The organism is Flavobacterium saccharophilum (genome assembly GCF_900142735.1).
Classification (GTDB): Bacteria; Bacteroidota; Bacteroidia; order Flavobacteriales; family Flavobacteriaceae; genus Flavobacterium; species Flavobacterium saccharophilum.
The window spans coordinates 49962-64927 of sequence record NZ_FRBY01000006.1 but is presented as its reverse complement, the minus strand read 5'-3'; the positions used below and the strand labels follow the sequence as shown (position 1 = coordinate 64927).

General features: G+C 32.9%; 8 protein-coding genes. 4 read left to right on the top strand and 4 right to left on the bottom strand.

Translation table 11 applies throughout. The features are described 5' to 3' along the window. Window positions 1-46 precede the first annotated feature (46 nt). Entirely contained in the window at window positions 47-4357 is a 4311-nt protein-coding gene (rpoC, locus tag BUA98_RS18795) for a DNA-directed RNA polymerase subunit beta' (protein ID WP_072975532.1), read from the top strand. 10 nt (window positions 4358-4367) lie between these two features. Then, on the top strand, window positions 4368-4679 hold the full coding sequence (locus tag BUA98_RS18790) for a DUF3467 domain-containing protein (protein WP_026985797.1): 312 nt from the start codon (window positions 4368-4370) through the stop codon (window positions 4677-4679). A 253-nt stretch (window positions 4680-4932) separates the two neighbouring features. On the opposite strand, the gene BUA98_RS18785 is transcribed toward BUA98_RS18790, so the two are convergent. Both BUA98_RS18785 and BUA98_RS18780 read right to left on the bottom strand, forming a co-directional pair. Beyond that, entirely contained in the window at window positions 4933-6522 is a 1590-nt protein-coding gene (locus tag BUA98_RS18785) for a peptide chain release factor 3 (protein ID WP_056190737.1), read from the bottom strand. 156 nt (window positions 6523-6678) lie between these two features. After that, entirely contained in the window at window positions 6679-8118 is a 1440-nt protein-coding gene (locus BUA98_RS18780) for an alpha-amylase (protein WP_072975074.1), read from the bottom strand. Between the two features lie 492 nt (window positions 8119-8610). Here BUA98_RS18780 and BUA98_RS18775 point away from each other — a divergent pair, with 492 nt between their 5' ends. Both BUA98_RS18775 and BUA98_RS18770 read left to right on the top strand, forming a co-directional pair. Next, a complete protein-coding gene (locus tag BUA98_RS18775) occupies window positions 8611-10041 on the top strand; it encodes a peptidylprolyl isomerase (protein WP_072975072.1) in 1431 nt (476 codons plus the stop codon). A 78-nt stretch (window positions 10042-10119) separates the two neighbouring features. Then, the gene (locus BUA98_RS18770) at window positions 10120-11073 is read left to right on the top strand and encodes an AAA family ATPase (RefSeq protein ID WP_072975071.1); all 954 of its coding nucleotides are present in this window, start codon (window positions 10120-10122) and stop codon (window positions 11071-11073) included. Between the two features lie 58 nt (window positions 11074-11131). On the opposite strand, the gene xrtN is transcribed toward BUA98_RS18770, so the two are convergent. Both xrtN and BUA98_RS18760 read right to left on the bottom strand, forming a co-directional pair. Further along, the gene (gene xrtN, locus BUA98_RS18765; protein WP_072975069.1) at window positions 11132-12361 is read right to left on the bottom strand and encodes an exosortase N; all 1230 of its coding nucleotides are present in this window, start codon (window positions 12359-12361) and stop codon (window positions 11132-11134) included. Then, the gene (locus BUA98_RS18760) at window positions 12362-14857 is read right to left on the bottom strand and encodes an XrtN system VIT domain-containing protein (RefSeq protein ID WP_072975068.1); all 2496 of its coding nucleotides are present in this window, start codon (window positions 14855-14857) and stop codon (window positions 12362-12364) included. It abuts the gene before it with no gap. Window positions 14858-14966: the final 109 nt, after the last annotated feature.

Here is a 14966-nt window from a genome sequence, read left to right as displayed (position 1 = left end):
AACAAGAATCAATTTTTTAATTGCAAATAAATCAATAGTAAAAACTATGATGAATAACAGAAACAATAATAAGGATAAAAATCCAGTTAAAAGATTTAATAAAATCTCGATTGGATTAGCTTCACCAGAATCTATCTTGAAAGAATCAAGAGGAGAGGTGTTGAAACCAGAAACAATCAACTACAGAACTCACAAACCAGAGCGTGACGGACTTTTCTGCGAAAGAATCTTCGGACCTGTTAAGGATTTTGAATGTGCTTGTGGTAAATATAAAAGAATTCGTTACAAAGGTATTATCTGTGACCGTTGTGGTGTTGAAGTTACTGAGAAAAAAGTACGTCGTGATAGAGTAGGACACATCAACCTTGTTGTGCCAATTGCTCACATTTGGTATTTCCGTTCTCTTCCAAACAAAATTGGTTATATCCTTGGTCTTCCATCTAAGAAATTAGATATGATCATTTACTACGAAAGATACGTAGTAATTCAAGCTGGTATTGCTAAAAATGCAGATGGAGAATCATTACAAAGATTAGATTTCTTAACTGAAGAAGAATATTTAAATATTTTAGATACTCTTCCGCAAGAAAACCAATATTTAGATGATATGGATCCTAATAAATTTGTTGCCAAAATGGGAGCAGAGTGTATTATGGATTTATTAGCTCGTATTGACTTAGACGCTTTATCTTATGAATTAAGACACAGCGCTAACAACGAGACATCTAAACAACGTAAAACTGAAGCTTTAAAAAGATTACAAGTTGTTGAGTCTTTCCGTGAGTCTAACTTAAACCGCGAAAATCGTCCTGAATGGATGATTATGAAAGTTGTTCCTGTTATTCCACCAGAATTACGTCCGCTTGTGCCACTTGATGGAGGTCGTTTTGCAACTTCAGATTTAAATGACTTATATCGTCGTGTAATCATCCGTAATAACCGTTTGAAAAGATTAATGGAGATTAAAGCTCCAGAAGTTATCTTAAGAAACGAAAAACGTATGTTACAAGAATCTGTAGATTCATTATTTGATAACACTCGTAAAGCTTCTGCTGTTAAAACAGAATCTAACAGACCATTAAAATCATTATCTGATTCCTTAAAAGGTAAGCAAGGACGTTTCCGTCAAAACTTACTTGGAAAACGTGTGGATTATTCTGCTCGTTCGGTAATTGTTGTTGGTCCTGAATTAAAATTATTCGAATGTGGATTGCCAAAAGATATGGCATCTGAATTATACAAGCCTTTCGTTATCCGTAAATTGATTGAAAGAGGTATCGTTAAAACAGTAAAATCTGCTAAGAAAATTATAGACAAAAAAGAGCCTGTAGTTTGGGATATCCTTGAAAATGTAATTAAAGGACACCCTGTATTGCTTAACCGTGCTCCTACGTTACACAGACTTGGTATTCAAGCTTTCCAACCAAAATTAATTGAAGGAAAAGCGATCCAATTGCACCCATTAGTATGTACGGCTTTCAACGCCGATTTTGATGGGGATCAGATGGCAGTTCACTTGCCATTAGGACCAGAGGCTATTTTAGAGGCACAATTATTAATGTTGGCTTCTCACAATATTCTTAACCCTGCAAACGGTGCTCCAATTACTGTACCTTCTCAGGATATGGTCTTGGGTCTATATTATATGACCAAAGAACGTATCTCTACACCAGAACATATAATTTTAGGTCAAGACTTAACTTTCTATTCTGCTGAAGAAGTAAACATCGCATTAAACGAAGGAAGATTAGAATTGAATGCTCGTGTGAAAATTAGAGCAAAAGATTTTAATGAGGCTGGAGAATTAGTGTTCAAAATTATTCAAACAACTGCAGGACGTGTATTATTTAATGAAGTAGTCCCTGAAGCAGCTGGATATATCAATGATGTATTGACTAAGAAAAACCTTAGAGATATTATCGGACACATTTTAAGTGTGACTGATGTACCTACAACGGCAGCTTTCTTGGATAATATGAAAGATATGGGTTATAAATTCGCATTTAGAGGAGGTTTATCATTCTCTCTTGGTGATATTAGAATTCCAGAACAAAAAACAAAATTAATTGCAGATGCCAGAGAGCAAGTTGAAGGTATTTCTGTAAATTATAACATGGGTCTTATTACTAATAACGAACGTTACAACCAAGTTATTGACGTATGGACTTCAGCAAATGCTCAGTTGACAGAATTAGCAATGAAAAATATTAGAGAAGACCAACAAGGTTTCAACTCTGTATATATGATGCTTGACTCTGGGGCGAGGGGTTCTAAGGAACAGATTCGTCAGTTAACTGGTATGCGTGGTTTGATGGCTAAGCCTAAAAAATCTACTGCTGGTGGTGGTGAGATTATTGAAAACCCGATTCTTTCTAACTTTAAGGAAGGTCTTTCGATCCTTGAGTACTTCATTTCTACTCACGGTGCTCGTAAAGGACTTGCGGATACGGCTCTTAAAACTGCCGATGCTGGATACTTGACAAGAAGACTTCATGACGTTTCGCAAGATGTTATTGTTAACATCGAGGATTGTGGAACTCTAAGAGGTGTTGAAGTTTCTGCTTTGAAGAAAAATGAGGAAATCGTTGAATCATTAGGAGAAAGAATTTTAGGACGTGTTGCATTGCAAGATGTTATAAATCCACTTACTAATGAAGTAATGGTTCAATCTGGTCAACAAATTACTGAAGCAATTATGAGAACTATCGAAGCTTCTCCAATTGAAAAAGTAGAAGTTAGATCTCCATTAACTTGTGAAGCTTTAAAAGGTATTTGTGCTAAATGTTACGGTAGAAACTTAGCTACTGGTAAAATGACACAAAGAGGTGAAGCTGTCGGAGTTATTGCTGCTCAGTCTATTGGTGAGCCAGGTACACAGTTGACACTTCGTACTTTCCACGTTGGAGGGGTTGCTGGAGGTATTTCTGAAGAATCTAGTATTGTTACAAGATTCAACGGTAGACTTGAGATTGAAGATTTAAAAACTGTTAAAGGTGAGGATAGTGAAGGTAATGCGGTTGATATCGTAGTATCACGTTCAACTGAATTGAAATTGGTTGACGAGAAAACTGGAATCGTTTTAAACACACACAATATTCCTTACGGATCTAGTATTTTTGTTAAGGATGGTGAATCAGTTACTAAAGGATCTGTGATCTGTAAGTGGGATCCATATAATGGTGTAATTGTTTCTGAATTTACTGGTAAAATTGCTTACGAGGATTTAGAGCAAGGACAATCGTTCATGGTTGAAATCGATGAGCAAACAGGATTCCAGGAAAAAGTAATTTCTGAAGCTAGAAATAAAAAATTAATTCCAACTTTATTGGTTTACGGTAAAGAAGGTGAATTGATTCGTTCGTATAACTTACCAGTAGGAGCACACCTTATGGTTGAGAACGGTGAGAAAATTAAAGCAGGTAAAGTATTAGTAAAAATCCCACGTCGTTCTTCTAAAGCAGGCGATATCACGGGAGGTTTACCAAGAATTACTGAGTTGCTTGAGGCTCGTAACCCTTCAAACCCAGCAGTTGTTTCTGAAATTGACGGTGTTGTTTCTTTTGGAAAAATCAAAAGAGGTAACCGTGAAATTGTTATCGAATCTAAATTTGGTGAGATTAAAAAGTATTTAGTTAAACTTTCAAGCCAAATTTTAGTACAGGAAAATGACTTCGTAAGAGCAGGAGTGCCATTGTCTGACGGTGCAATTACACCAGATGACATCTTAAGAATTCAAGGTCCAGCTGCTGTTCAACAGTACTTGGTAAATGAAATTCAAGAGGTATACCGTCTACAAGGGGTAAAAATTAATGACAAGCACTTTGAGGTAGTTATTCGTCAAATGATGCGTAAAGTAAGAGTTCAAGATCCAGGAGATACATTATTCCTAGAAGATCAATTGATTCACACTAAAGATTTCATCGTTCAAAACGATAAATTATATGGTATGAAAGTGGTTGAAGACGCTGGAGATTCTGCTGTATTGAAACCAGGTCAGATTATTACACCTCGTGACTTACGTGATGAAAACTCATTGCTTAAACGAAATGATAAAAACCTTGTTGTAGCAAGAGATGTAATTACCGCAACTGCAACGCCAGTTTTACAAGGTATTACAAGAGCTTCGCTACAAACTAAATCATTCATCTCTGCTGCTTCTTTCCAGGAAACAACAAAAGTACTTAACGAAGCTGCTGTAGCTGGTAAAGTAGATGATTTAGAAGGATTAAAAGAAAATGTAATTGTTGGACACAGAATTCCTGCGGGAACTGGTATGAGAGAGTACGATAATACTATCGTAGGATCTAAAGACGATTACAATGAAATGATGGCAAATAAAGAAGAATATATTTATTAACTAGGAAACTATGAGTAATCCGAAACAACAACAAGAGCAAATTAATATTGAGTTGGATGAAACAATTGCAGAAGGAATTTATTCTAATCTAGCAATCATCAACCACTCATCATCAGAGTTTGTTTTAGATTTTGTGAGCATTATGCCAGGTATTCCTAAAGCCAAGGTAAAGTCAAGAATTGTTTTGACACCACAACATGCTAAAAGATTATTGAAGGCAATAGGTGAAAATATTCATCGTTTTGAAGTCGCTCATGGCGAAATTAAAGACACTGAACAAGCACCAATTCCGCTTAATTTTGGTCCGGCAGGACAAGCATAAATTAGAAAAGCCCCAGTAATGGGGCTTTTTTTTGCTCGAAATCTAAAATTAAATGCAGTTTAACCGATTTAATTTTACTTTCATCGACTAAATTTCCTTCTTGTGCGACATTATTCTAAATTAGGCGTTCCTAATAGAAAGATTTATTTTTTGGAATATAATGACTTAGTAAGGTTGGTTTAATTCAAATTAAAAAAAAGCGCTAATTATATAATTAGCGCTTTTTTTATGATGTTTTTTCAAAATGAAGAATTTAGTCAAATTCAGAAGTAAAAAATAATTTTACACTTGGATATTTACTTTGAGTCATTTGAATTGTGAAATCAGAATCGGCTAAGAAAACTAATTGACCGTATTTATCGTGTGCTAAGAATTTTTGTTTGATTCGTTTAAATTCTTTAAACTCGTCATTTTTTGCATCATCGGGTTTAACCCAACAAGCTTTATGAACCGGGAAGTTTTCATAAGTACATTTTGCTCCGTATTCATGTTCTAAACGATATTGAATTACCTCATATTGAAGAGCTCCAACAGTTCCGATAACTTTACGATTGTTCATTTCTAATGTAAATAACTGAGCAACACCTTCATCCATCAACTGATCTACTCCTTTGTCCAATTGCTTGGCCTTCATTGGATCAGCATTGTTGATGTACCTAAAATGTTCTGGAGAAAAACTTGGAATTCCTTTGAAACTCATTATTTCTCCTTCTGTTAAAGTATCTCCAATTTTAAAGTTTCCTGTATCATGCAAACCAACGATGTCACCAGGATATGAAATATCTACAATCTCTTTTTTCTCAGCAAAGAATGCATTTGGACTAGAGAATTTCAAATTTTTCTTCTGACGAACATGGTAGTAAGGTTTATTTCTTTCAAAAGTACCAGAAACGATTTTTATAAAAGCTAAACGATCTCGGTGTTTAGGATCCATATTAGCATGGATTTTAAATACAAAGCCGGTCATTTTTTCTTCTTTTGGATCAACTAAACGAGTTTCAGAATCTTTTGGTCTTGGAGAAGGAGCGATAGTTACAAAACAATCTAATAATTCGCGAACTCCAAAATTATTTAAAGCTGAACCAAAAAAGACAGGCTGAATTTTTCCGTCTAAATAATCCTGACGTTCAAATTTTGGATAAACTTCATCAATTAATTCTAATTCTTCACGAAGTTTATCAGCAGGTTTTTGACCAATTATTTTTTCTAATTCAGGGTTTTGAACATCTGAGAAAGCAATAGTTTCTTCGATATTTTTACGGCTGTCACCGCTAAAAAGATTAATATTTTGTTCCCATAAATTGTAAATTCCCTGAAAGTCATAACCCATCCCGATCGGGAAACTCAAAGGAGTAACTGTTAAACCTAATTTCTGTTCCACTTCATCCATTAAGTCAAAAGCATCTTTTCCTTCACGGTCTAATTTATTGATGAAAACAATCATCGGAATATTTCTCATTCTACAAACTGCAACTAGTTTTTCAGTTTGTTCCTCAACCCCTTTTGCAACATCAATAACAACAATAACACTGTCTACGGCAGTTAAAGTTCTAAATGTGTCTTCGGCAAAATCCTTGTGTCCAGGTGTATCAAGAATATTGATTTTTTTGTCTTTATAATTAAAAGCAAGTACGGATGTAGAAACCGAAATACCTCTTTGGCGTTCGATTTCCATGAAATCACTCGTTGCTCCTTTTTTGATTTTATTATTTTTTACTGCACCAGCTTCCTGAATTGCACCTCCAAACAACAATAATTTTTCAGTTAAAGTTGTTTTACCGGCATCGGGATGCGATATAATACCGAATGTTCTTCTGCGTTGTATTTCTTTTAAAAAGCTCATATTTTGTATAAATAGGTTTGCAAAAGTACTATTAATTACGGCTTAATAAAAATATTCACTTCTATAATTTAGAAGACATTACTTTATAAACAGAATCTTTTAAGCAAAAAAAAGACTGTTTTTTTAGAACAGTCTTTAAATTGTTGTTTTGGAGAATTATTGATTAATAGACCAAACCGAATATCCTTTTGGCGGACATTGAATTTTTACCCATTTATCTGCTTGAGTAGTTGGGTACCAAGTTGAATTTCCTGTAAAATCTTTGATTTGGGTATTTGCCCAATTTGTCTGAATCCATCTTTCTTGCCAAACCGTTGAGTTGTTAATATAAACTACCAATCCTGGATTTCCATTATAACCATTTCTTCGTGCTACATATTCATCATTATCTGAATATAAAATAGAAGTGTTTCCAGTGGCTTTGTTGTTGTGAATCCAAATAAGATTATTTAGTTTATTTTTATCGAGCCATTCCTCATAATCTCTGTAGAAGATTGTTGGATACCCCTCATGCGTTAAAATGTAGGAGTAGGCTAGTAGTTTATTTGAAATCTCATCAGTATCATGATTTGAGACAAATGTTACCGCTTTGTATGGATTTCTTTTCCACATCATATCATCGTTCAAAAGAGCTAAATTATTTCCGTCAAAAGCATCATTCATTTTGTAATAACAAGCAAAATCAAATACAGAACTGTTAGCACTATTAGCCCAGTTATTTAATATGTCTACATTAGAATCCCATAGTTCACCAACAGAAAAACCACCCACGTTTGCGTTCCAATCATAAACCACCCAAGGAGCAAAACCTTTTACGTAGTCAAATCTCCAGCCATCAAATTTCATGGTGTTTTTGTAATATTTACCAACTCCATCAGCTCTTTTCCATAGCCAGTCTTGTACATAAGGATCTGCGTGGCATAAATCCGGAAAACCTCCAAAAGAGCCTTCGTCATTATTTCCATAACTATTTTTATAAAAATTGACATAAGTACGTTTAAATTTTCCAGAAGCAACTCCATTAAAATTAGTCCAGGTGTTGGTTCCGGTAAAAGGATTAGCTTCTGATTGTCCTCCGCTATTGTGATTAATTACAATGTCTGCATATACTTTCATGTTTTCAGTATGCGCTTTTGTTATTAAACTTACCAATTCTGTTTTAGAGCCAAATCGGGTTTCTGTAGTTCCGTTTTGATTGTAATCTCCAAAGTCAAAATAATCAGTTGGATCATATCCCATTGAAAAAGGACCGTTTTGGGCTTTTGAAGCTGGTGGAAGCCAAATTGAACCAATTCCGGCATTCGACCAGGCCGTTACTTTACCATTAACGGTATTCCACCAGGTTCCTCCGGCAGGTACGTCCCAATAAAAGGCTTGCATCATAACCCCACCACCCGGATTGTCAACGTATTTTCCAGTTGAGGATGATTTCGCCCCGGTACTAAAAGGCTTTCCATCATGATGTGTGACATTAATAATTTCAAATTGTTGACTTTGAGCTTTTGAGTCTACTTCATTTGTTTCATTTGGCGAACACGAACAAAAAAAGGCCGTGATTGCCGTCATCAAATAGATTTTTGCATTGTGGTTTTTCATAATTTAGATTTGGTTAAAAGGTTAATAAAGTTTGTAATTATTTGTTTTGAGGTGATTAAAAATGATATTTCGTAATTTTAACACCATAAAATTATTAATTACCCATCTAAAGTATGTGTTTTTTAATTCGGTTTGTTTTTACAAAAAAATAGTTATACAACGAAAACGTTGTAGTGTTTAAAACTTTTTTTTTATTTACTTGTATTTGAGTTATTTGTATTCTCGATAAAGTGATTTCTGAAAAAATACAAGAATGAGGTTTAGTCCTCTTTTTAATGAATAATCATTGAGAAACCGGTCCTATTTGTGAAATTGAAATGCGGACCATATAATTTTTTGTTAATAGTATGGCTGATAGTTGTATTATGTGATTGAATTGTTATTTTTGTTCGTTATAAGTTAAAAAGAACTAGATCTTAATTATTTAGTGATTCTTAGTTTAAAAACGAAGTACGAAGGCAAGATCTTTACATTCAAATTAAATTTAAAATAATGTTATTAAAAAAATTACAGCTAAAAACAATTGATTACAAACTAGCGTTGACAATGTGTTTTTTACTTTTTTTCAACTCAGTTGTATCAGCTCAGGAAATCATTCCAGATGTTGTGGCTCAAAAACCAGTTGAAGTTCCTTCTGGACAGAAACTAAAAGTTGACGGTATTATTGCTACTGTTGGAGATTATATTGTTTTAGATTCAGATATTGATAAAGGATTTTTAGAAATTGCTGCTCAGGGAGGAAATGTAAAAGATATTACTAGATGCCAGATGCTAGGTAAACTTTTGGAAGATAAGCTATATGCGCACCAGGCAATTCAGGATAGTATTATAGTTAGTGACGCAGAAGTAAGAGGAATGATGGATGAGCGTCTGAACTATATGGTGAAACAAGTTGGTGATATTAACAAAGTAGTTGAATATTACAAAAAAAGTTCAGTAGAAGAATTTAAAACCTATTTCGCAGATATTTTGAAAGAACAAAAATTATCTTCAGAGATGCGAGATAAAATTGTTGATGGTGTATCGATTACGCCAGAGGAGGTTCGTAATTTCTTTAAAAAAATACCAAAAGAAGATTTACCAACTTTTGGAGCTGAGATGGAAGTAGCACAGATCGTTGTAGAGCCAAAAGTATCAAAAGAAGATGAACAAAAAGTAATCGACAGATTGAATGCTATTAGAAAAGATGTTCTAGAAGGATCTAGTTTTGCAACAAAAGCGGTTTTATATTCGCAGGATCCTGGATCTTCGTCAAATGGAGGTTATTATAAAATGACAAGAAAAACACCTTTCTTAAAAGAGTTCAAGGATGTTGCATTTAGTTTGCAGGAAGGTGAAATTTCAGAGCCTTTTAAAACTATCTATGGGTATCATATTATAATGGTGGATAAAATTAAAGGACAGGAAGTTGAATTACGCCATATTTTAATTTCGCCAACGGTGACTGAAGATGCTTTAAAAGAAGCAAAAGAAAGAATTACGAATATCAGGAATAAGATAGTAGGTAATGAAATTTCTTTTGCAGATGCTGCAAGAACTGAGTCTGATGAGAAAGAAACAAGAGCAAATGGAGGTATCCTGATAAATCCTAATACACAAGATACACGTTTTGAGTTGACTAAAATGGATCCAACATTATACAGTCAGGTTTCAAATTTAAAAGACACTGAGGTTTCTCAGCCACTTTTAAATACAGATGAAAAAGGTAAAAAAACGTATAAATTAATTACTGTTACCAATAGAATTGACGAACACGTTGCTGATTATGCTAAAGATTATACGAAAATTAAAGATTTGGCATTGAAAGAAAAACAGATTGAAGCAATTGGAAAATGGTTCGATACTAAGATTAAAGATACTTACATTAAAATTATTGGAGAGTACAGAGATTGTGCTTTTGCAAACAATTGGTTGAAAAAATAATTTTTATTAAATAAATAAAAAGAGTTAGTTTTATGAATTCATAGAGCTAACTCTTTTTCAATTTAAAAACATACTTAAATGTCTGACGTAGCAGCAATTCATAATTTAGTTCAAAAGAGAAACGAATTAAAATCAGAAATAGCAAAAATCATTGTAGGCCAGGATGCAGTTGTAGATCAAATTTTACTGTGTATATTTTCAGGAGGACATGCTCTTTTAATTGGTGTTCCTGGATTGGCAAAAACGTTAATGATAAATACGTTATCACAGGCTTTAGGATTAGATTTTAAAAGAATTCAGTTTACGCCGGATTTAATGCCTTCGGATATTTTAGGAAGTGAGATTTTGGATGAAAACAGACAGTTTAAATTCATCAAAGGGCCTATTTTCTCTAATATTATTTTGGCTGATGAGATTAACAGAACACCACCAAAAACACAAGCCGCTTTACTTGAAGCCATGCAGGAGCGTTCGGTAACTATTGCTGGTCAAAACTATAAATTAGATTTGCCTTATTTTGTATTAGCAACTCAAAACCCAATTGAGCAGGAAGGAACCTATCCGTTACCGGAAGCACAATTAGACCGTTTTATGTTTGCCATAAAATTAGAATATCCAACTTTTGAAGAAGAAGTACAAGTGGTTAAGCGTACAACATCTGATGCTAAGACAACGATAAATCCATTATTTACTGCACAGGAAATTATCGATTTTCAGCATTTGATTCGCAGAATTCCTGTTGCTGATAATGTTATTGAATATGCAGTGACTTTGGTAAGCAAAACTCGTCCAGACAATAAATTATCTAATGACTTTGTAAAAAACTATTTAGACTGGGGCGCTGGACCAAGAGCTTCTCAAAATTTGATTTTAGCAGCAAAAGCACACGCCGCTTTCCATGGTAAATTTTCTCCGGATATTGAAGATGTAAAAGCTGTTGCAACTGGAATTTTACGTCATAGGATTATTAAAAATTATAAAGCTGACGCTGAAGGAATAACAGAAGATATCATTATTCAGAAGTTGTTGTAGAAAAATATAAAAACAAAAAAAGCCTGACAAATCTAAATTCGTCAGGCTTTTTTCATTGCTAAACTTTACTAGTTTCATTTACCAGGCGAACAGGTTTATTATCAAATAATTTGATCAAAAGAACTTCGATAAGTGAAGTGTACTTTTTATTGTTACATTCATACCACCAATAAGAGAAATATTGAATTTGATTTTTCTCCATTTTAACAAGCCAGATTTTTTCATTTCCTTTTTTTATTTCTTTTGATTCGATTATTTTATATCCAGCTCCCGTCCAGCAAACTAAGGGATTGTGATTGGGCGTCTTAATGTAAATCAGTTTTTGAGGAGTCGAAATCTTAAAAACCTCTGTATTTACCCAAACTCCCTTTTTATTTTGATATTCTGGATTCAGATTTTCAAGCAAATTGTAATGCTGTTCTTTTTTAATTTCAAAACTTGTTGTGAATACCAGTATTGCTGGAATTATAATGAAGAAAATCGGATAAAGATTCTTCTTTATCTTGATGTTTTCTTTTTTCGGTTTAAAGAATCGGATCAAAAAAAGCATTGGTATTATTTGATAAAATACAAAACAGAGTAATCCAATAGTATGATGCAAGACGTTTTCTTCAGTGCAATTAAATAAGATCAAAGTGATGATCCTAAAATAATTTGAAATAATATTCAGCACAATCAAAAGGCAGCAAAAACGAAAAATTTGTATAATGTTGAAATACTTTTGATGTTTTTTTTCTTCCAAAGTCAGTAAAAGTGCACCAGACAACAATCCTGTTTTAAACATTGATAGTCCCATGCAGGCTGTGTCGACCGTTATTTTGGAATTATTGATATAAAAGTTGACACCTTCTATTTTATTGATCGGAATAAAAATCTTTAATGTTACATACACATAATAACAAAGAGATTGTTTTATTTCCGTTGTCATATAATCGAAAAAGGTATTAAAGAGCGAAGAAAATAACAGAATACAGATGAATGCAATAAAAGAAAACTTTTGAGTTATGTTATAATATATAAGACAGACAAATAAAGCTAAAGCCAAAAAATGTACGGATTTGGTATGCAGACGGTAGCTGATAAATTCTAATATAAAAATCATTGTAAAAAGAGGGAAGTTTAGATTTAAGGTCGTTTTTCTTCCCCCAATAAAAAATAGTGCTATTGAAAATATAATTCCGAACAAATTGCTGTCAAGTCCTGTCAATACAATCTTATAATTTATAATTAAAAGACAGAAAACGATAAAGATGCCGATTGCTTTTAGGTACTTCAATAGATGATTCATTTAAATAGTCTGTTTTTTATTTTTTCTATAATAGAAGTAAAGTGTTATACTTCCTATGATAATTAAAAGCCATTCATGTGGTTCCGGAACCGAACCGTCATTGTTTATCGAAGCATTTCCTAATGTATTTACATTTTTCTCAATACCATTCTTTTTATAATCTTCATCCGTTTCCAGTACAATTAAGGAAGAAACTGGAGTAACGATATTAGCGTCTTTTGCTAATTCAACATATTGATTATTAGCCAAAGTGTCTCCTTGAATTTCCACATGTTCTTCCAGGACTTTTCCAAATGCATACATTCTGTAAATATGATTGGTGCCATTACTTTTTAAAATACTATCTTTTATGTTTTCCTGAATAGAAATTTGTGCAGGTTCAATATTTACTGTGTTTTTTGCCGATTTAAACAAAATGAATTGATGTTGCTCAATCATTTTTAAGCTGTTTTTTAAACTCGTCTGAAAGTAATCTACATATTTTTGCTCTTTAACAGTCTGCCAAAATGGGTTTATATTAGCGGAAATGTTAATAACCTTGATGTTTCTTTCTTTGGTTTCTGTTTTAATTTTTTTTAAGTAATTTGAGTTCTCCAAATCTTCAAAATTGGCTGAAAATGTTCCTGATTTTGTAATGATCAAACTGTTTTTTGCTAATTTATAAAGTGGTAATAGGGAGTAGTGAAAGTCTTCAAAGTCTAGCTGAACGGCTTTGAAATTCTCTTTATTGATTGCTGTTTTTTGGCCATTAATAAAAACGTACATATTTTTTTTATCAAGATTTACAAAAGACTCGATTTGCTTGATAGTCCAATTGGTGTTTAAATCGAGAATAATTTCAGAAGGAATAAAAGGAATAACGGTTTTCTCAATGTCTTTAACTTCATAAACCTTGTTTTTCCAGGCAAACGAATTAGAACGAATTTTGTTTAAAGGCATATTTGCGTGCCAATCGTCCAGTCCTTTTGATTGATTTATATAAAATCCATTTTTGAGTTCGAAGTCTTTGCTGGTTTCAATTTTTGTATTTCCAACTATCTGGATTCTTGAAATTGTTTCAGCATTTGAAATATTCGGACCTTTTATAGAAAGGCTCTGATAGTTCATTAGGTTATCTTCAACTTTTAGTGGAGTTGTAAAACCACATTTAAAAGTTCTTGGAGTTTTATTGTTTATCGGAAAAACTCTTACCACAACTTTGTTTCCTTCTTTCCATTGCATCAATGATGGATCACGGTATTCTACCCCAACAATCTGATTGTAGGCTTTTTTCGCTTTTTCTTTAGTTGTTAAAATACCTTTTCTCTCAATTCCGTTTACCCAAAGAGAAAGTGAAGTAGCAACGGATCCTTCAGGTAATTGAAAAGAATAAATAGCTTCCTGATCTCGTCTTGAATTTTCTGCGGCAGCAATATTCATTGTGATTTCAGTATAAGCTAACCGAGAATCAGAATAAATTTTTACATCTTCTTTAATGCTTTTGGTAAAGAGATTTTCACCGCTCCATAATTGTTCCTCAGTTTCTAATCTTTTGTCAAAATTAGATTTCAGGATATTTATTTTATCATCATTGCTCAGACCAAGATCTTTACAAAATAAATAGGCAATACTAATAAAAGGATTGTGCGTTTTTCTTTCGTTGAATTGTTGATTGCTAAAGGAATTAAAATTGTCAAATGAAAAGAAATTATCAGGTCCTGTATAAACAATATTCTTCTTTAATAGTATTTCATTAAAAAAATTAGGTTTTAGATTTTGTGAAACGGCAATATAATTAGGTAAATCATCATCATTGCTAAAGGATTTGACCATTGCGGTTTTTGCTATTTTATTGCTTTCAATATTTAATCCTATTGTGAAGACCATTAAACTGACTATGATAATTGAAAATCCGGCGCCGAAGGAAATGAAATAAATGCGATTTCGTGTTAAATATCGAAGAACAGTTAATGTATGAATGATGATAACCAAAGCGGGAACCAAACCATAAAACCCTAATCCTAATGCAATAATTCCAATAAAGGAATAAGGCATAGCCGGAATAAGATATAGTGCGAAGTATAGTATTATGGTGAAAGAAAGTCCATTAAGGAAAAAGTAATAAGGAGTATTTGCGCTTTCGTCTGAGTTTCTGTAAATAAAGAAATTAGAAATACAGAAAGTAAAAGTTGCTACATATACCCAAATAGGCAAATCCTGGAAAATTGGAATTAAAGTATTAAGGCAAAAACAACCAATAAACCAATTCAATATTAAAAAGGAAGTAAGATGAATGTAGGTTTCTTTATTTCTTAAAATTAAAAAAGAAAGTACGGTTCCGTAAACAAATTCAAATATTAAACTCGGCACAGCGATAGACTCAGAATTATAAAAATGAAATTCTCGACTTACCAGAGAACTGACAAGTAAAAGGGCGCTGAAAAGTGTGACAACTAAGCTAATTAATACTCCTGGTTTTTGAGTATAAGAATCTAAAACTTCTATTTTGTATCTCATAGTTATATTTATTTAAAAGTACTTTGAATTACAAAGTTAATAGAAATTTTGAATTACAAGATTTTTGTTTCATTTTTTTTGAAAGCTTTTTTTAGAGAATCAATTGCTT

Bases quoted from the DNA above. Each gene is read 5' to 3' on its own strand.
- rpoC (WP_072975532.1), top strand. From the start codon at position 47: ATGATGAATAACAGAAACAATAATAAGGATAAAAATCCAGTTAAAAGA.
- BUA98_RS18770 (WP_072975071.1), top strand. From the start codon at position 10,120: ATGTCTGACGTAGCAGCAATTCATAATTTAGTTCAAAAGAGAAACGAA.
- xrtN (WP_072975069.1), bottom strand. From the start codon at position 12,361: ATGAATCATCTATTGAAGTACCTAAAAGCAATCGGCATCTTTATCGTT.
- BUA98_RS18780 (WP_072975074.1), bottom strand. From the start codon at position 8,118: ATGAAAAACCACAATGCAAAAATCTATTTGATGACGGCAATCACGGCC.
- BUA98_RS18785 (WP_056190737.1), bottom strand. From the start codon at position 6,522: ATGAGCTTTTTAAAAGAAATACAACGCAGAAGAACATTCGGTATTATA.
- BUA98_RS18760 (WP_072975068.1), bottom strand. From the start codon at position 14,857: ATGAGATACAAAATAGAAGTTTTAGATTCTTATACTCAAAAACCAGGA.
- BUA98_RS18775 (WP_072975072.1), top strand. From the start codon at position 8,611: ATGTTATTAAAAAAATTACAGCTAAAAACAATTGATTACAAACTAGCG.
- BUA98_RS18790 (WP_026985797.1), top strand. From the start codon at position 4,368: ATGAGTAATCCGAAACAACAACAAGAGCAAATTAATATTGAGTTGGAT.